The organism is Halomonas cerina, assembly GCF_014192215.1.
Taxonomy (GTDB): Bacteria; Pseudomonadota; Gammaproteobacteria; order Pseudomonadales; family Halomonadaceae; genus Halomonas; species Halomonas cerina.
Window position 1 is genome coordinate 143,802 of the sequence record NZ_JACHXP010000003.1, and the last position, 21,330, is coordinate 165,131.

The window sequence follows — 21,330 nt, forward strand, 5'->3', positions numbered from 1 at the left end:
GCCGATTCAACTGGAGCCTTGCCATGGACAGGAGACGTCAATGGGGGTCTGGCCCCCAATGAGCCACGCCCATCCCCGCTACTGGAACACCTGGCTGGCCATCGGCGCGATGCGCGCCGGGGCCTGGTTGCCATGGCGACTCAAGCTGTGGGTGGGCAAGGCGATCGGGCTGGCCGCCTGGCGCCTCGCCAAGCGGCGGCGACACATCACCGCGACCAATATCCGCCTGTGCTTTCCCGAACTCGATGAGGCGCGGCAGCGTCGGCTGGTCAGGGAAACCTTCATCGCCAACGGGATCGGGCTGCTGGAAACAGCCACCGCCTGGTGCCGGGACCCCGAGCACCTGCGCCACCGGGTCACCTTCAAGGGGCAGGAGCACATGGCGCGCGTCCAGGCGAAAGGGAAGGGGGCGCTGATCATCGGCATCCATTTTTCGACCCTGGACCTGGGCGGGGCGCTGCATTCGTTGTTCTTCCCTGCGGACGTGGTCTATCGGCCCCATGACAACCCGCTCTTCGAACGCTTCATGACCCGCGCTCGCAAGCGCATCTTCGGTACCGCCATCGACCGCCATGATCTGCGCGGCGTGGTGCGCCGGATCAAGTCGGGCCACAACGTCTGGTACTCGCCGGACCAGGACTTCGGCCGCGGCGCCAGCGTCTTCGCCCCCTTCTTCGGCGTCGAGGCGGCGACCATCAAGCTTACCGCCAAGATCGCCCGTATGACCGGGGCGCCGGTGATGCCGCTGATCTTCCATCGCAATCCCGACGACCGCACCTATACCCTCGAGTACCTGCCACCACTCGAGAACTTCCCCTCCGGCGACGAGGTGGCAGATGCCGCCCGTATCAACGCCGTCATCGAGGCCGCCATCCGGCGTCATCCCGAGCAGTACCTATGGCTGCATCGCCGCTTCAAGACCCGTCCCAGAGGGCAAGCCCGGCTCTACTGAGTCCGCTCCCCACCGCGGCCACGCGCCTGGCCCTCTGGGGTCGGCAGCTGGAGCGGTAGATCCAGGCGGTGGGTACCAGCGGTCAACCGTGAGGCGATGAAGCGTCGGTCGAGCGGGTGGTGGGCGGTACGGGCCAGCGTCTCGATGACCCGCTCGGCATGGGCCTGGAGGGTTTCGAGATCCTCGCCTTTGGCGAACAGCGACAGGGTCTTCAGGGCCTTGAGCAGGCCCAGGCCGATGCTCACGTCCTGCCGGCCGTAGTGCAGGATGGGATGAAAGAGTCGGTAGAGCAGGTCATCGAAGCGCTCCAGCGGCCAGGTCACCCGCCGTGTCCCGCTCTGGTCCAGCAGGGTGTTGCTGGGCTGCCATTGCAGCTGGCGGGCCAGCAAGTCGGTCAGCCGGTGGATGCACAGCCGTGCCGTGCCGGGGTCGTTGACGCCCGGCGACAGCGCCTTGATGGCAACTTCCATCAGCTGGGTCAGGCCGTACACATGGTGCTCGGTGATCGACTCCCCCTCCACATAGGTGAGGGTGGCGCGAACCTCGTCGCACCACGTCTCTCCCGGCGGTGTCTCGGCTTCCAGCGACAGGATCGGCAGCCCCTCGACCACATAGTCCCCGAAGCGAAAGTGCAGGTGCACGATACCGTCGCCCTGTGCCGCCAGCTTGGCCAGGGCCGGGAGGTCGGCGTTCTGCAGGTAGCCGGCTCGCCGGGCGTGCACGACATGGCGGGGGTGACCCGTCGGCACCACGGTCGGCAGGAAGCGCCACGCCGCGTCCCGCTGGCGTTCCTGCAGGACGCGCAGGGCGGCCAGGGTGGTGCGGTGCAGGCCGGAGGCCACGGCGTCGATCTGGATCGACTCCGAGGCATTATGGATGAAATAGACGAACAGCCCCAGGCAGTGGACGACCATGGCGCAGGCCAGGTAGATCGCCAGCGAGCGCCAGGCGGTCTCGCCGCTGGCGACATCCGGCACGATCAGCAGCATCAGGATGAACAGGATGGTGCCCAGGTAGTGGCCCAGCACCCACTGGTGGGGCCGCTCCGAGATCAGGCCGAACACCAGCTTGTGTGAGAACTGGCCACCGGCCTGGGACAGCACCGACATCACCATCGAGAAGCTGAATACCATCAGCGAGATCATGCCGCCGAGCAGGGCCGCCAGCAGTGAGCGAGTGTTGCCCGGGGCTTCCAGGCCAAGCGCGGTGACCGGGGTCGGCAGGTGCTCGTTGGAAATCGGCAGCAGCAGGGCCGAAAGGCCCAGCAACCCGTAAGCCACTGCCAGTACCGACGGCAGGTAGGCGATGCTTTGTCGGTAGGCCTTGAACAGACGGATAGGCCAGGAAAGCAGGACGCGCATGGGTGACTCCTCGCGGGAAGTGCCCCCCTTATGGCGCGTCTTGTCGTTCGGGGCAACCCCGCGCTATCCCCGGGAGCTGCAAGCGCTAAGCCGTAAAGCCATAAGAAAACCCCACGAACCTTGCGGTGGTGGGGTCTTCTTCCAGCTTCAAGCTTCAGCCCGCGAAGCGGGCGTTCTTACCGCTCCGGCGAAGCCGGTCAGGCGTCGATGCGCTTGTACTTCATGCGGTGCGGGGTGTCATCGCCTACGCGCTTCTTGTGATCGGCCTCGTACTCGGTGTAGTTGCCCTCGAAGAACTCCACATGGGATTCCCCCTCGAAGCCGAGGATATGGGTGGCGATACGGTCGAGGAACCAGCGGTCGTGGGAGATCACCAGGGCACAGCCGGGGAAGGCCAGCAGGGCCTCTTCGAGGGCGCGCAGGGTCTCGATATCCAGGTCGTTGGACGGTTCGTCGAGCAGCAGCACGTTGGCGCCCTGCTTGAGGGTCTGGGCCAGTTGCAGGCGGCCGCGTTCGCCGCCGGAGAGATCCTTGAGGAACTTCTGCTGGTCATTGCCCTTGAAGTTGAAGCGGCCCACGTAGGCGCGCGACGACACCTCGTAGCCGTTGATGTTGAGGATGTCCTGGCCGTCGGAGACCGCTTCCCACACCGTCTGCTTGTCGTCGAGGGCATCGCGCAACTGTTCCACGTAGGCGATGTCGACGGTCTCGCCGATCACCACCTCGCCGGCGTCCGGCTGCTCCTGGCCGGTGATCAGCTTGAACAGCGTCGACTTGCCCGCACCGTTGCCGCCGACGATGCCGACGATGGCCCCGGGTGGCACGGTGAAGCTCAAGTCCTCGTAGAGCAGCTTGTCACCGAAGGCCTTGGTGACGTCGTGGAACTCGATGACCTTGTCACCCAGGCGCGGACCGGGCGGGATGTAGATCTCGTTGGTCTCATTGCGCTTCTGAAAGTCGCCGGACTGCATCTCCTCGAAGCGGTTGAGGCGCGCCTTGCTCTTGGCTTGGCGGCCCTTGGCGTTGGAGCGTACCCACTCCAGCTCCTGCTTGATCGCCTTCTGGCGCGAGGCCTCTTGCTTGGCTTCCCGTTCCAGGCGCTTCTCCTTGGCTTCGAGCCACTGGGAGTAGTTGCCCTCGAAGGGGATGCCCTGGCCGCGGTCCAGCTCGAGGATCCAGCCGGCCACGTTGTCGAGGAAGTAGCGGTCGTGGGTGATGGCCACCACGGTGCCAGAATAGTCGTGCAGGAAACGCTCCAGCCAGGCCACCGACTCGGCGTCCAGGTGGTTGGTAGGCTCGTCGAGCAGCAACATGTCGGGATTGGAGAGCAGCAGGCGGCACAGCGCCACGCGACGACGCTCACCTCCCGAGAGGTTACCCACCCTGGCCTCCCAGGGCGGTAGGCGCAGGGCCTCGGCGGCCACTTCCAGCTTGCGCTCCAGGTTGTGGGCATCGGCGGCCTCGATGATGTTCTCCAGACGCGCCTGCTCGCTGGCCAGGGCATCGAAGTCGGCGTCAGGCTCCGCGTAGGCGGCATAGACGCCGTCGAGCTTCTCCTGGGCCTCCTTGATCGCGCCCAGCGCCTCCTCCACGGTCTCGCGGACGTTCTTCTCGTCGTCGAGCTCAGGCTCCTGGGGCAGATAACCGATATTGATGCCCGGCATCGGACGCGCCTCGCCCTCGAACTCGGTGTCCACGCCGGCCATGATGCGCAGCAGCGTCGACTTGCCGGCGCCGTTGAGGCCCAGCACGCCGATCTTGGCACCCGGAAAGAAGGACAGCGAGATGTCCTTGAGGATCTGCTTCTTGGGGGGCACGACCTTGCCCACCCGGTTCATGGTGTAGACGTATTGCGCCATGGAGTTCCACTTGGTTGGAGAATTTGACTGACCGGTGATGATAGAGCCCGAGACCCGCGAAGGCCAGCCGTGGACCGCGCCGGGTCTCGGACCTATCCTGCCTGGCGCTCGGCGCTCGGCGCTCGGCGCTCGGCGCTCGGCGCTCGGCGCTCGGCGCTCGGCGCTCGGCGCTCGGCGCTACTCTTCTTCCTCCAGGTCCCAGGTGTCCTCGATGGCGCGTCTCAGGCGACGCTCCTCCAGCAGGCCCTCCAGGCGCCGCCGGGCGCGCAGCTGTTCGGCGCGGCTGGTCGGGCGGGCACGGCGATAGTCCTCGTCATTGACGGCATCGTCGTGGTCGTCCTCGTCGTAGAAGTCGTCGTGAAGGGAATCGGGGCGCATGCGAAGTCCTCCCATGGCCAAGTACCGAGCGCGGCCCGGTGTCGTACACATCGCTTCTCGTCCGGAGGTGCTCGGAGCCCGAAGCGCCTGTCGGCAACGGTCGTTACCTGCTGGCTATATATCGGGACTGGGTGAGGAGTACAACCCCCTGGCGGCGACTTTTTACGACACACTTCGCGGAGGGAGCGAGCCAAGGATGGCTCACGAGAGGCCGTATTCCACCTTGAGGCGCTCGAGTTCCATCTGCGCCTCGACCCGCTCGCTGACGTCCTTCTGCACCCCGATGTAGTAGGTAAGGTTGTCATCCTCGTCATAGACCGGGGTGATCGACAACTCGTTATAGAAGAGGGTGCCGTCCTTCTTGTAGTTGCGCAGCACCTCGCGGCAGGGACGCCCCTCGGCCAGCGCCTGGCGGATCACCTTGAGGGCCGGCTGGTCGCGGTCCTCGTTCTGCAGGAAGCGGCAGTCGCGGTAGAGGATCTCGTCGGCACTGTAACCGGTCAGGCGCTCGAATCCTCGGTTGACGTAGATCAGGATGTTCTCGTCGCCCTCCTGCTCGGCGACCACGATGCCATCCTCCGAGGCGTCGACGATGCGCTCCAGCAGAGCCGGGCTGATCAGGGGAGATCGTTTCATCAGGGCGTTCCTGTGGCGGGTCCTGTCCTGGTGGGGCCGGGCTGGCTCCGGGGGGACGCGTTGCGAGACATCATGGCCAGCCGGGCGCCGGATTTCAACGCCGGGCTATTCCACTTCGGGCAGATGCCGGGCCCTGGCCGCCGCCGCCAGGGCGGTGGCGGCGAGGATCACCAGCAGGGCGCTGGCGCCGAGCCATTGGGCCAGGCCGCCTACCACGGCCCCCATCAGCAGCATCAGCACGCCGGTAATGGTGTTGGAGAGGGCCACGTAGAGCGCCCGGTTGTCGGCACCGGCCAGGTCGACGATATAGGTCTTGCGCCCCAGGCGCACCCCGGCATGCACGACCACCAGCAGACCATAGACCAGCGCATAGGGCCAGATGGTGGCGGTCCATGCCACCGGCCACCAGGCGATGGCCGCCCCCAGCAGGCAGCAGGCCGCGGTGGTCAGCCCGCCATCGCGCATCACGCGGCGGCTCGAGGCGTCGGCGCGCTTGCCCCAGACGGGGCTGGCCAGCATGCCGGCCACGCCGGAAACGACGATCAGCACGCCCAGGCCGCCGAGTGCGTCGCCGTCCTGCTGCTGGCCCAGCAGGGCTACATAGGGCAGGGCCAGGGCGCTCGAGAGCAACAGCGCGCGGGTGACATTGAAGTCTCGGAAGGCAGCGTCGTCGCGCATCAGACGCAGGCCGGTGCGTACGCTCTCCCAGGCGTTCTCACCGCCTTCCACGGCTCCCGGCGTTTCCGCGATGCGGGCCGCGCACAGGGCGTTGAAGGCCCAGCCCAGGGCGGCGATGGCCAGCAGCACGGCCAGTGCCAGCTCGCCGGGGCGGTCGTCGAACAGCATCAGCACGCCGCCGGCGGCGAGCGTTACTGCCCCGGCCACGCTGCCGCTCCAGCCCATCAGGGTGCCGCGACGCTGCTTGGCGATGGTCTTGCCCATCACGTCCTTGGTGGCAATCGACGACAGGCCGCGTGCCAGGGACAACGCCACCAACACGGCCAGGACCAGTCCACCGCCCAGGCCGCCGTGACCCACCAGGGCCAGCAGGGCAAGCGCCGCGGCGGCCAGGGCCTGGAGGACGCCGCCGGCTACCCAGACCCACTTGCGCTGTGGTTGATGGCGAATGAAGCCGGCCACGAACAGCTGGGGCAGCAGGGCGCCGGACTCGCGGATCGGCACCAGTAGACCGACCATCCACAGTGGGGCGCCGATCACCCCCAGCAGCCAGGGCAGTACCAGGCGAGCGCTGGCGAGCTCATCGGCCAGCTTGTTGCCCAGCGAGGCGACGAGGTGCAGGAAGAAGCTGCGGGGCTGCTCCTGGCAGGCCTCGTCGGGGATGTCCCGGCACATCCGGCTGTCCTCGTCGCCGGTGAGCCACTCGTAGAGGCGGGACTGGCTGATCTCGGGGGCGGCCATCGGGTTTCCCTGGCTGATAGGATAGGGCGTTCATTGTTGCGACGGTGAGGCCAGATGTCACGTATTCGTATTCACTACTGTACCCAGTGCCAGTGGCTGCTGCGCAGCGCCTGGCTGGCCCAGGAGCTGCTCTCCTCGTTCGGCGAGGAACTGGAGGAGGTGGCCCTGGTGCCCTCCCATGGCGGCTATTTCGAGATCTTCTACGATGGGGAGTCGCTCTGGGAGCGCAAGCGCGATGGCGGCTTTCCCGACAGCAAGATCCTCAAGCAGCGGGTCCGCGACCGGCTCGACCCCGGCCGCGACCTGGGGCATATCGATCGGTGATGGCTTCTCGCCCGAAGGGACGGGCTTCTCGTGGGGGTAGGCGAGGCAGACCATGCCCGTCTCGCCTGGCAAAAGAGCATTGCTGCCATGGGAAAGCTGCCAGACTGGTAGCACCTAGCGCAGCGAGGTAAGGAGGTCGTCCGATGCCCTTTCTCCAGGGAAGCTTCATCTTCTTCATGCTGGTGTTTCTGCTGATCGGGTTCTCGTCGGTGCTGGTGCGGCGCAAGGAGAGCACCGATTACCTGCTGGCGGGGCGCAGCCTGCCGCCCTCCCTGGCGGGATTGTCAGCCGTGGCGACCAACAACAGCGGCTACATGTTCATCGGTGTCATCGGCTATACCTATTCGGCGGGGCTGGCGGCGATCTGGCTGATGATCGGCTGGATCATCGGTGACTTCCTGATCTCGCTGGTGGTGCACCGGCGATTACGGCGGGCGACCGGCACCTCCGACTCACTCACCTACCCGACCCTGCTGGGCAATTGGTTTGGGCAGAACCAGGTGGGGGTGCGGGTGGTGGCGGCGCTGATCGCCGTGGTGTTCCTGGGCATCTACGCCGCGGCGCAGTTCAGCGCCGGCAGCAAGGCGCTGAACGTGCTCTTCGGCTGGCAGCAGGGGCTTGGCGCGATCATCGGTGCCACCATGGTGCTGTTCTACTGCTTCTCCGGTGGCCTGCGGGCATCGGTCTGGACGGACGCGGCCCAGTCCAGCGTCATGCTGCTGGGCATGGGGATGATGGTCTGGATCACCGTCACCGAGCAGGGGGGGATCCAGCCGAGCTGGGAGGCGCTCGACGCGGTGTCCGCCACCTACATGAACTGGTTCCCGACCGACCTGGCCTTCGGCTGGCTGGGGCCGCTGCTGTTCGTGGTCGGCTGGCTGTTCGCCGGTTTCGGTGTGATCGGCCAGCCGCAGATCATGGTGCGTTTCATGTCGCTGGACAGCGAGGAGAGCATGCGCCGTGCGCGGTTCTACTATTACGGGTGGTTCACGGCCTTCTATAGTCTCGCCATGCTCGTCGGCCTGATGTCACGCCTGCTGCTGCCGGAGCTCGCCGACTTCGACGTGCAGGAGGATACCGAACTGGCCTTGCCGGTCATGGCGGCGGAACTGTTACCGGGCATCCTGGCCGGTCTGGTGCTGGCCGGGCTCTTCGCCGCGACGATCTCCACGGCGGACTCGCTGATCCTCACCTGTTCGGCCGCCATCAGCCGCGACCTCCTGCCTCGGCGCTGGCACAGCTACGCCACCACCCGCGTGGCCACCCTGGTGGTGATCGTGCTGGCGCTTTTGATCGCGCTTTACTCCAACGAGACCGTCTTCTGGCTGGTGCTGCACGCCTGGTCGGGCCTGGGGGCCGCCTTCGCCCCGCTGCTGCTCGTCTACACGCTGGGACGCTGTCCGCCTCAGTGGCTGGTGATCGCGATGGTGGTGACCGGGCCGGCGGTGGTGCTGCTCTATCAGCTGCTGGATCCGCGCATCGTCAGCACCATCTACGAGATCCTGCCGGGCATGGTGGCCGGCGGCCTGGTCTATCTGGCCGGGGCGACAGTCGTGCGGCTTCGCCGTGGTCCCGGGGCCCTGAAACCGGAACGGAGTAACGATGACACAGCCTGACCTCATGACTCGGGATCGCCAGGCGATGCTCTATGGCCTCGGGGCCGTGGCCCTCTGGTCCACGGTGGCCACCGCCTTCAAGGTGGCACTCGGCCGGATGTCGCCGCTGGAGCTGATGTGGCTTGCCTCGCTGGTCTCCTGGGCGCTGATCGGTGTCTTGGTGGCCCGCCAGGGCCTGCTGGGCGAGGCACTCAGGCGCGGCTGGCAGACCGCCGCTTGGGCGGGGCTGATGAACCCGGTGGCCTACTACCTGGTGTTGTTCGCCGCCTATGATCGCCTGCCGGGCCAGGAGGCCATGGCGCTCAATTACACCTGGGCGCTGACCATGGCCTTTCTGGCCGTACCGATCCTCGGCCAGCGGCTGACCCGCATGGATGTCCTGGCCGGCCTGGTCGCCTATGCCGGGGTCTGGGTCATCGCCACCCGGGGAGCGGTGTTCGATGTGGCCTTCGCCGACCCGCTCGGCGTCGGCCTGGCGCTGGCCTCGACCCTGCTCTGGGCGTTGTACTGGCTGCTCAATGCCCGTGACCACCGCCCCCTCCTGGTGGCCCAGTGGCAGAACTTCAGTGTCGGGGTGCCGGTGCTCACGGTGCTCCTGCTGGTCGGGCCGGGCCTTCAGTGGCAGGGCTGGGGCGGGCTGGCCGCCGGGATCTACGTGGGCCTGTTCGAGATGGGGATCGCCTTCGTGCTCTGGCAGCTGGCGGTGCATACGGTGTCGCGCACGGCGAAGGTCTCCAATCTGATCTTCCTTTCGCCGCCGGTTTCGTTGCTGCTGCTGCATGTCGTCGTCGGTGAGCCGATCCTGCCCTCGACCCTGGTGGGGCTGGTGTTGATCCTCGGCGGGCTCGGGTTACAGCAGTGGCAGAAGGCGCCGGCACCGGCCGCCCAGTCCGACGCCTGATGTTGGATGCGCCTTCGGCTTATCCAACCTGCACCGAGGCCCTGCTTCACTCCTGACGGGCGGCCAGCGCCACCCCTTTATCCTCCAGCAGCGGCGCCAGCGCCGGCCAGACGTTGGCCAGGATGGTCGGCTGGGCGGCGGCGGTGGGGTGGAGACCGTCGTTCTGCATCAGTGAGGCGTCTAGGGCCACGCCATCGAGCAGGAAGGGCACTAGCGGCACGTCAAAGCGCTCGGCGAGCCCCGAAAAGACCCCGGTGAAGGCCTCACGGTAGGCCGAGCCGTAGTTGGGCGGGATATCGATGCCCAGCAGCAGCACCCGCGCCCCGGCCGCGCGACTGGCCTCGATCATCCCGGCCAGGTTGGCGCGCATCTGGGCGGGTGGCAGGCCGCGCAGGCCGTCGTTGCCGCCGAGCTCGATCAGAACGATGTCCGGGGCATGCTGTCGCAGGAGGTCGGGGAGCCGGGCCGCTCCGCCCCGGCTGGTCTCGCCGCTGATGCTGGCGTTGACCACCTGCGCCTTCCCCTCCAGACGCTCGGACAGCAGACTGACCCAGCCGGCCTCGTGTTCGATACCGTAGCCCGCACTCAGGCTGTCGCCCATCACCAGCAGTACCGGGCGCTCCGCGGCCGAGAGCGGCAGGGCCAGCAGGAGCAGCAGGAGCAGCCAGGCCGCCTCCGGCCGGAGCCGCCGCTCATCGCGACAACGCGCAACAGGGAAGCCTTTCGTCATGTCCATCTCCTTCAGTGCAGATACTTCGCCGATTCTACATGCCGACCGGCTCACCAAGCGGGTCGAGAGTGGCGAGCGCTCGCTGACCATTCTGAGTGATCTCGACCTCTCGGTGTTCCCCGGCGAGAGCGTGGCCATCCTCGGCCAGAGCGGTGCCGGCAAGTCGACCCTGCTCGGTCTGCTGGCCGGACTCGACGCCCCGACCGATGGCGAGCTGACGCTGTTCGGCCAGTCCCTCGCCGCCCTGGACGAGGACGGCCGGGCGCGGCTGCGGGCCGGCCGGGTGGGGTTCGTGTTCCAGAACTTCCAGCTGCTGCCGACCCTGACGGCGCTGGAGAATGTGCTGCTGCCCCTAGAGCTCTCGTCGGTCGTCGATGCCGAGGCGCGGGCCCGGGACTGGCTGGCCCGGGTGGGGCTGGGCGAGCGCCTCGACCACCTGCCCAAGCAGCTCTCCGGCGGGGAGCAGCAGCGCGTGGCGCTGGCCCGCGCCTTCGTCACCGGGGCCGAGCTGGTGTTCGCCGATGAGCCCACCGGCAACCTGGATCCGGCCACCGGCGAGCGCATCATCGACACCCTCTTCGCCCTCAATCGCGAGGCCGGGACCACCTTGGTGCTGGTGACCCACGATCCGGCCCTGGCCCGACGCTGTGGACGGTGCCTGCGCCTGTCCGGAGGTCGGCTCGAGGCGATGGCCGTCGACGAGGTGGTGGCATGACCGGCTTCCTGCGTGGGGTGCGCCTGGCCTGGCGCGGCCTGGTGCGCGACCTGCGCGCCAGCGACGTGCGGGCCCTGTTCGTGGCCCTCACCCTCGCCGTGGCGGCCTCCACCATGATCGGCTTCTTCCTCGACCGGCTCGACCGAGGCCTGACCCGCCAGGCCGGCCAGTTGCTGGGGGGCGACGTGGTGCTGGAGCAGTCGCGGCCCTTCGCCGCCGACGTGCGCGAGGCCCTGGAGGCGGCTGGGCTCGTGCTCTCCGACCAGGTCGACATGGTCTCCATGGTCAGCCACGGCGAGGCCTTCCAGCCGGTGAGCGTCAAGGCGGTAGACGACGCCTATCCCCACTACGGCGCCTCGCGGGTGGATCGCGGTGACGGCGTGGAGACGCTCGCCCGCGGTCCCGCCCGGGGCAGCGTCTGGGTGGCCCCCCGCCTGGCCCTGCTGCTGGAGCTTGAGGTCGGTGAGCGGGTGCGCCTCGGTCGGGCCGAGTTGCGGGTCAGTGGCCTGGTCGAGCGCGAGGCGGATCAGTCCGCCGGCTTCGGCAGTTTCAACCCGCGGCTGATGATGCATGTCGATGACCTCGAGGCCACCGGGCTCGTCCAGCCCGGCTCGCGGATCGAGTACGAATTACTCGCCGCCGGCTCTGTCGAGGCCGTCGAACGCGTCGAGCCGCTGCTCACCCGGCTCAGGGCCGAAGGTGTGGAGGTGCGCGACGTGCGCCGTGACCGCCCCCGGATGGGCAGTGCGCTGGAGCGGGCCGAGAAATATCTGAGCCTGGCGGGGCTGGCCGCGGTGCTGCTGGCGGGGGTGGCCGTGGCCATGGCCACCCGGCGCTATGTCGACCGCCACCTGGACACCGCGGCCCTGCTGCGCTGCTTCGGTGCCACCCAGCGCGAGCTGGTGCGTCTCTTCGCCCTGCAGTTGCTGTGCCTGGCGCTGGTGGCCTCGGCGCTGGGGGCCCTGCTGGGCCTGGCCGGCCAGGCGGCCCTGCTGGGGCTGCTTACCGCCTTCCTGCCGCTGACCCTGCCGCCACCCGGGGCATTGCCCCTATGGCTTGGCACCTTCACCGCCCTGGCGGTGCTGGCGGGGTTCGCCGGTCCGACCCTGCTGCGGCTCAAGCGGGTCAGTGCCCTCAAGGTGCTGCGCCGCGAACTCGACCCGCTGCCGGCTTCGGCCTGGCTGGTGGTGGGGGTGGCCGCCCTGGTGTTCGGCGGACTGCTGTGGCTCTACTCCGGCGATCTCTGGCTCTCGGTCTGGTTGCTGCTGGGGGGCATGGCGAGCCTGGTGGTGCTGTGGGGGCTGGGCGGGCTACTGCTCGGCCTGGTGCTGCGGCTCACCGCCCGCCTGCCGCGGGCCGGCGGTGACGAGCGGCTCGTCAGCGCCCTACGCCTGGGCGGCCAGCAACTGGCGCGGCGGCGCACCGCGAGCCTCGGCCAGCTGCTGGCCTTTTCGGTGAGCTTCTTCGCCATGGCCATGATCGCCCTGGTGAGAGGCGATCTGCTGACCGCCTGGCAGACCCAGCTGCCGGCCGATACCCCCAACCATTTTGCCATCAATATCCAGCCCGGCGAGCACGAGGCCTTCGCGCAGGTGCTGGCCGAGGAAGCCGAGGCGCGCAGTGCGCTCTATCCCATGGTCCGCGGGCGGATCACCGCGATCAACGGTCAGACGCCCCGCAACGCCGTGCCCGACGAGGCCCAGGGCGATAACGCTCTGCGCCGCGAGCTCAACCTGACCTGGCGGGAGACGCTCCCCGAAGGCAACCGCGTGGTGGCGGGGGAGTGGTTCGCTGCCGGCGATGTCTCGGCCGACAGCGGTGATTGGCTGGCGCGTGTGGACGCTCGTCGCGACACGGTGCCGATCTCCCTGGAGGATGGCCTCGCCGGGCGGCTGGGGCTGGCGCTCGGTGACACCCTGACCTTCAGCATCGGCAGCCAGACGATCACCGGCGAGGTGACCAGTCTGCGCGACCTGGACTGGGACAGCTTCCGGCCCAACTTCTACGTGATCTTCCCGCCCGGGGTGCTGGAGCGCTTCGGTCACAGCTACATCACCGCCTTCCATCTCGACGATGGGGACCGGGAGACCCTGAAGCGGCTGGTCAGCGCGTTTCCCGCCGTGACCCTGCTCAACGTGGATGCCATCCTCGGCCAGGTGCGCGATGTGCTGGGGCAGGTCACCCGGGCGGTGGAACTGGTGCTGGTCTTCGTGCTGCTGGCGGGCATCAGCGTGCTCTATGCGGCATTGACCGCGAGCCTGCCGGTGCGCGCCCATGAGGGCGGCCTGTTGCGCGTGTTCGGGGCCAGTAATCGGCTGCTCTCCCGGGTGCAGGGGGCCGAGTTCGCCGTGCTGGGCCTGGCCAGCGGCCTGCTCGGGGCCCTGCTGGCGGAGCTGGCCGCGGCAGGGATCTACGTGGCCTGGCTGGACCTGACACCGCGCCTGCACCCCGGGCTCTGGCTGGTGCTGCCGCTGGGTGGCGCCTTGCTGGTCGGCGGGATCGGCCACCTGCTGTCGCGGGGACTGCGTCGCCAGGCGCCGGTGGCGAGCCTCGGCTTGCTGGGCGAGGCCTGAGGCTGACGGACGCATCGCCCTCATCGATCGCAGCTGATACGAACGGGGGTTAGTGGAATGGGGCGAGGGCCTGGCCGGTGAGACGGCCTGGCGTTGCCGACCCGAGCGGTGGAGCGGTGCTAGACTCCTGGAGCAATCCTCGCGATCACAGGGGAGGTGATCCATGCTCTCAATATGCCGGCCGGCCGTTCTGACCGTCCTCTTCTTGTTTCTGTTCGCTTCGCTGCCGACCCTGGCTGATGCCCAGCGCCTCGAGGCCGACCTGCGCGCCCTGTTCGCCGACACGTCGGGCGAGCTGTCCATCGGCAAGGTCTCCGACGGCCTGCTCGGTGGCCGCACCACCGCCGAGGACCTGGTCTTCGTCGGCGATAACGGTGACCGGCTACGTCTCGCTCGCTATACGGTCGAGGGCGACTACGACCAACCCGACGCGGTGGTGATGGAAGGCCTGCGCCTCGAGGCCCAGGACGACGAGCCGGGCATCATCACCGTCGAGCGGCTGGTGGTCGGCGAGCCCTCCCGGCCGCTGCTGGCCCTGCGTGACTTGCCGCTGGACGGTGAGCTCGAGGCCGCCGAGCTGACCATCGACGGCCTGGCGATGAGCCGCGAGACGCCGCGCACCCGGGTCGAAGATGGCAAGGAGGTCTTCCTTGGCACCGCCACCGGGCGGCTGACCATCGAGCACCTGTACGCCACCGAGCTGTCCCGCCAGGCCATCGGCAGCCTGGAGGTGACCGGTATCAGCGGCAGCGGGGAGCAACTGGCGGATATCGGCGATGGTCACTTTTCCCTGGCGGCCCTCAGCCTGGTCGGCCTGAGAGGGCTCGACCGGGAAGACGCACGGACCCTCGACCGCCTGGAGCTTATCGACCTGAGCATCGAGGCCGAGCGCCTGGTGGCGACCCTCGACCGCCTGCGCTTCGACGGTGACATGACCGATGGCGAGGGTGGCTTCCGGCTTGAGGCGCTGGCGCTGGACCTGGCGCGAATGATCGCCTTGGCCCCCGTGGGGGAGCGTACCCGGCTGCGCATGGCCAGCAACGTGCTCACCGGCGGCAGCGGTCAGCTCCGGCTGGATGCGGTTTCCTCGGGGCGCTGGGAGGCAGGCGAGGCGGCCAGCCGGCTGCTGGGCGAGATGCACCTCACCGCCGTCGAAGCCTTCGGCTGGGACCTCGAGGCGGACCTGCCGGTACGCCTGCCCGAGGGCGTCGAGCCGGCGGCCTTCCTGGCCGACCTGGAGAGCCTGGAAGAGGTGACCCTGCTGGGCGGTCGGGTCGATGTCCTCCTCACCGATCACGGCCTGTTCGACCGCCTGGCGCCGCTCATGGCCGCAGGGCAGGGGATCAGCGAGGCCGACTTCCTGGCCCAGGCGCGCACCCAGGCTAAGGGCTTCGGCATGCTGTTCGGCCCGCAGATCGAGACGCTGTTCACCGGCCTGGTGGACATGATGGCCGGCGACGCCAGGGAGCTCGCTATCCACCTGACCCTGCCAGCGGAAAGCGGTGTCGAGGGGCTGGCGGCCGACCCGCTGGCGCTGCCGGACCGACTGTCGATGCGCGTCGAGACGCATTGAGTGGTGGGGCGTTGCGCCGCCGTGACCATGAGATCGGCTGCACCCCGCCATGAGGGGCTTTAATGTGAAAGCCGCCATGCGCTGGGGTATGATACCGCTCTCAGATTTCCCCGTGATACGAGGTCCCCCGCCGATGTTCAGCCGTGATATGCAGATTGCCGGTTTCGATGATGCCCTGTTCGACGCGATGCAGAAGGAGCGCGCGCGTCAGGAGGCCCACATCGAGCTGATCGCCTCCGAGAACTATGCGAGCCCCCGGGTCATGGAAGCCCAGGGCAGCCAGCTGACCAATAAGTACGCGGAAGGCTATCCCGGCAAGCGCTACTATGGCGGCTGCGAGTACGTCGACATCGTCGAGCAACTGGCCATCGACTATGCCAAGGAGCTGTTCGGCGCCAGCTACGCCAACGTTCAGCCCCACTCCGGCTCCCAGGCCAACGCCGCCGTCTTCCAGGCCCTGGTCAAGCCGGGTGACACCGTGCTGGGAATGAGCCTGGACGCCGGCGGTCACCTGACCCATGGCGCCAAACCGAACTTCTCCGGCAAGCACTACCACGCCGTGCAGTACGGCATCGACGAGACCGGCCGCATCGACTACGCGGAGGTCGCCAGGCTGGCCCGCGAGCACCGGCCGAAGATGATCATCGCCGGCTTCTCCGCCTACTCCCAGATCATCGACTGGGCCAAGTTCCGCGAGATCGCCGATGCGGTGGGCGCCTACCTGCTGGTCGACATGGCGCATATCGCCGGGCTGGTAGCCGCCGGGGTTTATCCGAGCCCGATGGCCCACGCCCATGTCGTGACCACCACTACCCACAAGACCCTGCGTGGTCCGCGCGGCGGCCTGATCCTCTCCAGCGAGGGCGACGCCGACATCGAGAAGAAGCTGCAGTCCGCGGTCTTCCCGGGCAGCCAGGGCGGTCCGCTGGAGCACGTCATCGCCGCCAAGGCGATCTGCTTCAAGGAGGCCATGGACCCCGAGTTCAAGACCTACCAGCGGCAGGTGGTCAAGAACGCCCAGGTCATGGCCGAGGTGTTCATCGAGCGCGGCTTCGACATCGTCTCCGGCGGCACCGAGGATCACCTCTTCCTGCTGTCCCTGGTCAAGCAGGGCGTGACCGGCAAGGACGCGGACGCCGCCCTGGGCCGCGCCCATATCACCGTCAACAAGAACGCCGTGCCGAACGACCCCCAGAGCCCCTTCGTGACCTCTGGGCTGCGCATCGGTACCCCGGCGGTGACCACCCGCGGCTTCGGTGAGGCCGAGTGTCGCGACCTGGCCGGCTGGATCTGCGACATCCTCGATGTCATGGCCGAGGGCGCCGACACCGCCGCCATCGAGGCCGAAGTGAAGGGCAAAGTCGAGGAAGTTTGCGCGCGCTTCCCGGTCTATCGTTAAGTCTTCTGTCACTCACCCGGGCGCCGCGTCATACGTGATGCAAAACGCCCCATCCCGGTGCACCGGGATGGGGCGTTTTGCTGCACTTGTTCGGTACCTGATGCCGTTGGCCGATAGCCGAGTGGGCCGCACGGCCTCATCTCGGTCGGGGCTGGCACACTAACTGCATCGGCTGGGCATGGAGTTTTCCCATGCCGCCAGCAGGTCACGCCATGTCTTCCACGCCGCTCTCTCCGGAATGTACGCGCCTGCCGCCGCTCACCGGCCCCGAGGGGCCGCGCCTGGTCTTTAGCGACCTTGACGGGTCGCTGCTCGATCACTGCCGCTACGACTGGGCACCGGCCGGGCCCTGGCTCGAGCGCCTCGACGCGCTGGGCGTGCCGGTGATCCCGGTGACCTGCAAGACCCGCAGCGAGCTGTTGCCGCTGCGCCACGTGCTGGGGCTCACGCAGACTCCCTTTGTCGCCGAGAATGGCGCCGTGGTAGGGCTACCTGCGGCCTGGTGCCATGCTCGTCGCGAGCGCTCGACCGGCCCCGATGGCCTGGTGATCAAGACCTTTGGGGTCGATATCGGGCTGATCCGTCAGCGGCTCGCGGTATGGCGCGCGCGTCTGGGCGTGCGCTTCACCACCATGAGCGAGATGCCGTTGGCGGCCGTGATCGAACTGACTGGCCTCGATGAGCAGGCGGCATGCCTGGCCCGGTTGCGCGAGGGCAGCGAACCGCTGATCTGGGAAGATGCGCCCGAGCGGCTCACTGCCTTGCGGGAAGGCCTGGAGGGGGATGGCCTGCGCCTGGTCCAGGGCGGACGCTTCTGGCATGTCACCGGCGGGGCCGACAAGGGCCATGCCGTGGCCTGGCTGGTGACGCGTTTCGCGGCTTTGCGCGGCCGACGGCCGCTGACCCTGGGACTGGGGGATGGCCCCAATGACGTCACCCTGCTGGAAGCGGTGGACCAGCCCGTGGTGATCCGCGGCTGCCATGGCCACCGGGTCGCGCCCGATCAGCCGGCGCTTTATCGCACCACGGCGGCCGGGCCCGCCGGCTGGGTCGAGGGGCTGGCCCACTGGTGGGGAGACGGGGTCGGTCGGCGGGTGACGGAGGGGGCTATCATGAGCGATTTCCACCAGAACAGCCTCATTACTGATGATAACGCTGGCGAGGTGTAGGCAACGCACCCGGCGGCTGGGTTCGTTATGCTGAGGAGGATGACGCCACGGCACAGGGGACCGAGACCATGTCGACGCTGACGTTTCTGGGGGCGGTGGGCGAGGTCACCGGGTCGCGCTACCTGCTCGAGGTGGATGGCGATCCTCGGCCCCACAAACTGCTGCTGGAATGCGGCATGCACCAGGGCGGCCGCGAAGCCGAGGAGGCTAATGCCGTGCCCTTCGGGCGCCTGGCCGGGGAGCTCGAGGCGGTGGTGCTCTCCCACGGGCACCTCGATCACGCCGGCCTGCTGCCCAAGCTGGTCCGCGAGGGCTACCGGGGCCCCATCCACTGCGCCGCCGACACCGCCGAGCTCCTCGAGATCATGCTGGTCGATGCCGCCTTCGTCATGGCCAAGGACGTCGAATGGGAGAACCGCTGGCGGGCCCGGGCCGGCAAACCTACCATCGAGCCGCTCTACGACGAGGATGACGTGGCCCGGACCCTGTCGCTCTGCGAGCCCCATGGCTACGGACAACCGGTGCAGCTGTCCGGCGGCGTGACCCTGGTGTTTCGCGACGCGGGCCACATCCTGGGCTCGGCCATCGTCGAGTTGGCCATCCCGTCCGGCGGCCAGCAGCGGCGGCTGGTGTTCTCCGGCGACCTGGGCAACCCGGGCTCGGTGCTGATGAAGCCCCCCGAGAAGGTCTACGACGCCGACCTGGTGCTGATGGAGAGCACCTACGGCGATCGGGATCACCGCCCGCTGACGGAGACCCTCGAGGAGTTCGCCCAAGTGCTGGAACAGGCCCATGCGGACGGGGGCAATGTGCTGATTCCCGCCTTCGCCGTGGGCCGCACCCAGGAAATCCTCTACCACCTGAGCGTGCTCTACCATCAAGGCCGGCTGCGCCAGCAGATGGTCTTCCTCGACAGCCCCATGGCGATCCGCGTCACCGAGCTCTATGCCCGCAAGCGCAAGGCGCTCGATCCAGAGGATCTCAAGGTGCTCAACATCGCCGCCCACGGTGATCCCGGCCAGTACCTGCCGGTCCTGCGCCTGACGCGCACTGTGGAGGAATCCATGGCCATCAACCGCATTCGCGGCGGTGCCATCATCATCGCCGGCGCCGGTATGTGCAACGGCGGGCGTATCGTCCATCACTTCCGCCATAACCTGGAGCGACCCGGCACCCGGCTGGTGATCGTGGGCTTCCAGGCAGAGGGCACCCTGGGTCGGGAGATCGTCGACGGCGCCGAGCGGGTCCGGGTGCTGGGCGAGGAGTTGGCCGTCAAGGCCCACGTCCACACTCTGGGCGGCTTCTCCGCCCATGCCGGCCAGCGGGAGCTGATCGGCTGGGCCGGCGCCTTCCGTGGCAAGCCCCGTTTCTACCTGGTGCATGGCGAGCCCGAGGCCCAGCAGGCCCTCCAGGTGGCCTTCGCCGAGAGCGGCATCGACGCCGAGATTCCCACCTACCGCCAGCGTATCGAGCTGTAGCTTCGCCGAACGGTTCGCCCTCCCGCGTCGACATGCCGCATGGCATGGCGTCGGCGAATGACTATGCTTGTAGGTATTAAAGTAATTACGTTATAGGTTTTAGTTATGAAAAAGTCGCTTTTGACTTTCATCATCGTGGGCGCGATCACGGCGTCATTCCCGACGGCGGTCCTCGCGACCGAGGACACCGAGGTGGCGGCCTATCGCGAGACGCAGCTGGGCCTCTATGTCACGGCGGCGGAGGCCCACGAGCTGATGCAGCAGAACGACCGGGCGGTGTTGATCGATGTGCGGGATCCCATCGAGATCAAGTTCACCGGCTTCGCGACGCCCACCGACATCCATGTGCCTTGGGTACTGGGCGACCGGGAGCACTTCGATGTCAAGGCCCGTACCTGGCCGATGGTCCGGAACCCCGATTTCAAAGCGGAGGTTCAGGCCGAACTCGAGGCGCTGGGAGTGGATAAGGATGACCCGATCATCGTGATGTGCCGCTCCGGTTCGACGCGCAGTGCCCCGGCGGCGGACCTGATCGCCGAGATGGGCTACAGCGAGGTCTACTCCGTGACCGATGGCTTCGAGGGCGGCAAGCTCGAGGAGGGCGACTCCAAGGGCGTGCGAGCCAAGAGTGGTTGGCGCAACTCCGGCCTGCCCTGGAGCTACGAGGTGAACCCCAAGGTGGCCTGGACGCCTGGCGACGATCGTTGAGGCCGAGCGGCTACCCCCAATCCAAGGAGTCGATGAGATGCAGTGGCGAAACCTGATACTGGCGACCGCGGTGACGGTCGCGTCCCCGGTCCTGGCGGCGGAGCACGAAGGAGATCACGACATGCGCGACAAGGCGTTGGTGATTCTGAGCAGCGGTTCCCTGCAGACCCAGGGCATGGCCATGGTGCTGTCTCGGACCATGCAGCAACAGGGCACCGATCTCTCCGTCCTGTTGTGTGATCAGGCCGGGGATCTGGCCGTGGCGAGCTATCAGAGTCCCGAGGCCCTGAAGACAGCCCCCGGCAGTCCCATGGAATCCATGAAGCCGGAGATGTTGCTCCAGGCACTGATCGACGACGGCGCCCAGGTGGATGTCTGTGCCCTCTATCTGCCCAACAGCGACTATGCCGAAGGGGATCTGCGGCAGGGCGTCGGTGTCGCCGCGCCACCCCCCATGGCGGAGATGATGCGTGATCCTTCCATTCCCGTCTTCACCTTCTGAACGTCCGTGACGTTGGGTTTTCGCCGTCCCTCCGGGGGCGGTTTTTTGTAATAAATAAATAGCTAGTAGCTATTTAGGGCATGCGGGCGATCTATTGGTTCTATATTCAATTAAGACCTAACGTTATTACCAATAAGGCAAGGCTTCCTAGGCAAGGCGATGACGCCTGCTGTCCATCACGACCCAAGACGAGGAACGACCATGGAAACCCAGGCGCAAGCGACCCAAGCCGTCATGCCCCAGCTCAACCGTCCGGCACCCGATTTCACGGCCAAGACCACCCACGGCGAGAAGTCACTCTCCGACTACCAGGGCAAGTGGCTGGTGCTGTTCGCCCATCCGGCGGACTTTACGCCAGTGTGCACCACCGAGTTCATGGCCTTCGCCAAACGCGCCGAGGACTTCAAGGCGGTCAACACCGAGCTGCTGGGGCTGTCCATCGACGGTGTCCATGCCCATATCGCCTGGACCCGTAGCATCAAGGAGAACTTCGGCGTCGAGGTTCCCTTCCCGATCATCGCCGACCTGAACATGAAGGTGGCCAACGCCTACGGCATGGTGCAGCCCGGCGCCAGCGACACCTCGGCGGTGCGCGCCACCTTTGTGATCGACCCCGATGGGGTGCTGCGCGCGATGGTCTATTACCCGATGTCCAACGGCCGCTCCATCGATGAGGTCCTGCGTCTGGTCAAGGCCCTGCAGACCAGCGATACCCACGGCGTGGCCACCCCCGAGGCCTGGCAGCCCGGCGAGCCGGTCATCGTGCCGCCTCCCGCCACCGATGCCGAGGCGCGTAAGGGCGCGGGCTACGACTATGTCGACTGGTACTTCTGCAAGAAGACCCTCTAAGGCAAGCAGGAGGCGGGGATTCACCCCCGCCTCCCCGCCCAAGTGGCCATAGCGGGCCGCTATCTGCCGCCGCTCTAATATGAAAAAACAATCTAACCTTAGATTAAATTATTTGGTTATGATGCGGTCATAATTGTAGACCCGGGACGCGCCGAGATCGTCGTCCCCCATCCTTCGCGGCAAACGGA

General features: G+C 67.4%; 19 protein-coding genes. 13 read left to right on the plus strand and 6 right to left on the minus strand.

The features are described 5' to 3' along the window. Positions 1–40: 40 nt before the first annotated feature. On the plus strand, positions 41–952 hold the full coding sequence (lpxL, locus tag FHR94_RS04045) for an LpxL/LpxP family Kdo(2)-lipid IV(A) lauroyl/palmitoleoyl acyltransferase (RefSeq protein WP_183324337.1): 912 nt from the start codon (positions 41–43) through the stop codon (positions 950–952). On the opposite strand, the gene FHR94_RS04050 is transcribed toward lpxL, so the two are convergent. From FHR94_RS04050 to FHR94_RS04070, 5 genes are all read right to left on the minus strand, one after another. After that, the gene (locus FHR94_RS04050) at positions 946–2,313 is read right to left on the minus strand and encodes a DUF2254 domain-containing protein (RefSeq protein ID WP_183324338.1); all 1,368 of its coding nucleotides are present in this window, start codon (positions 2,311–2,313) and stop codon (positions 946–948) included. The genes lpxL and FHR94_RS04050 overlap by 7 nt on opposite strands. A gap of 197 nt (positions 2,314–2,510) precedes the next feature. Then, positions 2,511–4,172 (minus strand): energy-dependent translational throttle protein EttA, encoded by a 1,662-nt coding sequence (gene ettA, locus FHR94_RS04055; RefSeq protein WP_183324339.1) that lies wholly within the window; start codon positions 4,170–4,172, stop codon positions 2,511–2,513. Between the two features lie 177 nt (positions 4,173–4,349). Next, positions 4,350–4,550 carry a PA3496 family putative envelope integrity protein gene (locus FHR94_RS04060; RefSeq protein ID WP_183324340.1) on the minus strand — a complete coding sequence of 67 codons (201 nt, stop codon included), beginning with the start codon at positions 4,548–4,550 and terminating at the stop codon, positions 4,350–4,352. Positions 4,551–4,751: 201 nt separating this feature from the next. Then, positions 4,752–5,186, minus strand: a complete 435-nt coding sequence (locus FHR94_RS04065) for a PAS domain S-box protein (protein ID WP_183324341.1) — start codon at positions 5,184–5,186, stop codon at positions 4,752–4,754. A gap of 105 nt (positions 5,187–5,291) precedes the next feature. Next, on the minus strand, positions 5,292–6,605 hold the full coding sequence (locus FHR94_RS04070) for an MFS transporter (RefSeq protein ID WP_183324342.1): 1,314 nt from the start codon (positions 6,603–6,605) through the stop codon (positions 5,292–5,294). Positions 6,606–6,659: 54 nt separating this feature from the next. Here FHR94_RS04070 and FHR94_RS04075 point away from each other — a divergent pair, with 54 nt between their 5' ends. From FHR94_RS04075 to FHR94_RS04085, 3 genes are all read left to right on the plus strand, one after another. Beyond that, positions 6,660–6,929: an Rdx family protein gene (locus tag FHR94_RS04075; protein WP_183324343.1), complete on the plus strand. Its 270-nt coding sequence runs from the start codon at positions 6,660–6,662 to the stop codon at positions 6,927–6,929. Between the two features lie 143 nt (positions 6,930–7,072). After that, positions 7,073–8,545, plus strand: a complete 1,473-nt coding sequence (locus FHR94_RS04080) for a sodium/proline symporter (protein ID WP_183324344.1) — start codon at positions 7,073–7,075, stop codon at positions 8,543–8,545. Between the two features lie 4 nt (positions 8,546–8,549). Then, positions 8,550–9,446, plus strand: coding sequence for a DMT family transporter (locus tag FHR94_RS04085; RefSeq protein WP_183324475.1), 897 nt, complete (start codon positions 8,550–8,552; stop codon positions 9,444–9,446). Positions 9,447–9,492: 46 nt separating this feature from the next. Here the strand turns inward: FHR94_RS04085 and FHR94_RS04090 are convergent, their stop codons facing one another. After that, positions 9,493–10,176, minus strand: a complete 684-nt coding sequence (locus tag FHR94_RS04090) for a GDSL-type esterase/lipase family protein (protein WP_183324345.1) — start codon at positions 10,174–10,176, stop codon at positions 9,493–9,495. Here FHR94_RS04090 and FHR94_RS04095 point away from each other — a divergent pair. From FHR94_RS04095 to FHR94_RS04135, 9 genes are all read left to right on the plus strand, one after another. Further along, on the plus strand, positions 10,175–10,891 hold the full coding sequence (locus tag FHR94_RS04095) for an ABC transporter ATP-binding protein (RefSeq protein ID WP_183324346.1): 717 nt from the start codon (positions 10,175–10,177) through the stop codon (positions 10,889–10,891). The two genes, FHR94_RS04090 and FHR94_RS04095, sit on opposite strands and share 2 nt — an antisense overlap. Next, a complete protein-coding gene (locus FHR94_RS04100) occupies positions 10,888–13,464 on the plus strand; it encodes an ABC transporter permease (RefSeq protein WP_183324347.1) in 2,577 nt (858 codons plus the stop codon). The genes FHR94_RS04095 and FHR94_RS04100 overlap by 4 nt, the downstream gene beginning before the upstream one ends. 163 nt (positions 13,465–13,627) lie before the next feature. Next, complete coding sequence (locus FHR94_RS04105) at positions 13,628–15,037, plus strand: hypothetical protein (protein WP_183324348.1); 1,410 nt, start codon at positions 13,628–13,630, stop codon at positions 15,035–15,037. 133 nt (positions 15,038–15,170) lie between these two features. Beyond that, entirely contained in the window at positions 15,171–16,436 is a 1,266-nt protein-coding gene (gene glyA, locus FHR94_RS04110; RefSeq protein ID WP_183324349.1) for a serine hydroxymethyltransferase, read from the plus strand. A gap of 212 nt (positions 16,437–16,648) precedes the next feature. Then, entirely contained in the window at positions 16,649–17,605 is a 957-nt protein-coding gene (locus FHR94_RS04115) for an HAD-IIB family hydrolase (RefSeq protein ID WP_183324350.1), read from the plus strand. 68 nt (positions 17,606–17,673) lie between these two features. Continuing rightward, positions 17,674–19,083, plus strand: coding sequence for an MBL fold metallo-hydrolase RNA specificity domain-containing protein (locus FHR94_RS04120; protein ID WP_183324351.1), 1,410 nt, complete (start codon positions 17,674–17,676; stop codon positions 19,081–19,083). A gap of 105 nt (positions 19,084–19,188) precedes the next feature. Next, a complete protein-coding gene (locus FHR94_RS04125; protein WP_183324352.1) occupies positions 19,189–19,791 on the plus strand; it encodes a rhodanese-like domain-containing protein in 603 nt (200 codons plus the stop codon). Between the two features lie 37 nt (positions 19,792–19,828). Then, entirely contained in the window at positions 19,829–20,293 is a 465-nt protein-coding gene (locus tag FHR94_RS04130; RefSeq protein WP_183324353.1) for a DsrE family protein, read from the plus strand. A 201-nt stretch (positions 20,294–20,494) separates the two neighbouring features. After that, a complete protein-coding gene (locus FHR94_RS04135; protein ID WP_183324354.1) occupies positions 20,495–21,142 on the plus strand; it encodes a peroxiredoxin in 648 nt (215 codons plus the stop codon). Positions 21,143–21,330: the final 188 nt, after the last annotated feature.

Bases quoted from the DNA above. Each gene is read 5' to 3' on its own strand.
- FHR94_RS04130 (WP_183324353.1), top strand. From the start codon at position 19,829: ATGCAGTGGCGAAACCTGATACTGGCGACCGCGGTGACGGTCGCGTCC.
- FHR94_RS04070 (WP_183324342.1), bottom strand. From the start codon at position 6,605: ATGGCCGCCCCCGAGATCAGCCAGTCCCGCCTCTACGAGTGGCTCACC.
- FHR94_RS04060 (WP_183324340.1), bottom strand. From the start codon at position 4,550: ATGCGCCCCGATTCCCTTCACGACGACTTCTACGACGAGGACGACCAC.
- FHR94_RS04050 (WP_183324338.1), bottom strand. From the start codon at position 2,313: ATGCGCGTCCTGCTTTCCTGGCCTATCCGTCTGTTCAAGGCCTACCGA.
- FHR94_RS04095 (WP_183324346.1), top strand. From the start codon at position 10,175: ATGTCCATCTCCTTCAGTGCAGATACTTCGCCGATTCTACATGCCGAC.
- FHR94_RS04135 (WP_183324354.1), top strand. From the start codon at position 20,495: ATGGAAACCCAGGCGCAAGCGACCCAAGCCGTCATGCCCCAGCTCAAC.
- FHR94_RS04115 (WP_183324350.1), top strand. From the start codon at position 16,649: ATGTCTTCCACGCCGCTCTCTCCGGAATGTACGCGCCTGCCGCCGCTC.
- FHR94_RS04065 (WP_183324341.1), bottom strand. From the start codon at position 5,186: ATGAAACGATCTCCCCTGATCAGCCCGGCTCTGCTGGAGCGCATCGTC.
- FHR94_RS04080 (WP_183324344.1), top strand. From the start codon at position 7,073: ATGCCCTTTCTCCAGGGAAGCTTCATCTTCTTCATGCTGGTGTTTCTG.
- FHR94_RS04120 (WP_183324351.1), top strand. From the start codon at position 17,674: ATGTCGACGCTGACGTTTCTGGGGGCGGTGGGCGAGGTCACCGGGTCG.
- FHR94_RS04100 (WP_183324347.1), top strand. From the start codon at position 10,888: ATGACCGGCTTCCTGCGTGGGGTGCGCCTGGCCTGGCGCGGCCTGGTG.
- lpxL (WP_183324337.1), top strand. From the start codon at position 41: ATGGGGGTCTGGCCCCCAATGAGCCACGCCCATCCCCGCTACTGGAAC.
- FHR94_RS04125 (WP_183324352.1), top strand. From the start codon at position 19,189: ATGAAAAAGTCGCTTTTGACTTTCATCATCGTGGGCGCGATCACGGCG.
- glyA (WP_183324349.1), top strand. From the start codon at position 15,171: ATGTTCAGCCGTGATATGCAGATTGCCGGTTTCGATGATGCCCTGTTC.
- ettA (WP_183324339.1), bottom strand. From the start codon at position 4,172: ATGGCGCAATACGTCTACACCATGAACCGGGTGGGCAAGGTCGTGCCC.
- FHR94_RS04105 (WP_183324348.1), top strand. From the start codon at position 13,628: ATGCTCTCAATATGCCGGCCGGCCGTTCTGACCGTCCTCTTCTTGTTT.
- FHR94_RS04085 (WP_183324475.1), top strand. From the start codon at position 8,550: ATGACTCGGGATCGCCAGGCGATGCTCTATGGCCTCGGGGCCGTGGCC.
- FHR94_RS04075 (WP_183324343.1), top strand. From the start codon at position 6,660: ATGTCACGTATTCGTATTCACTACTGTACCCAGTGCCAGTGGCTGCTG.
- FHR94_RS04090 (WP_183324345.1), bottom strand. From the start codon at position 10,176: ATGACGAAAGGCTTCCCTGTTGCGCGTTGTCGCGATGAGCGGCGGCTC.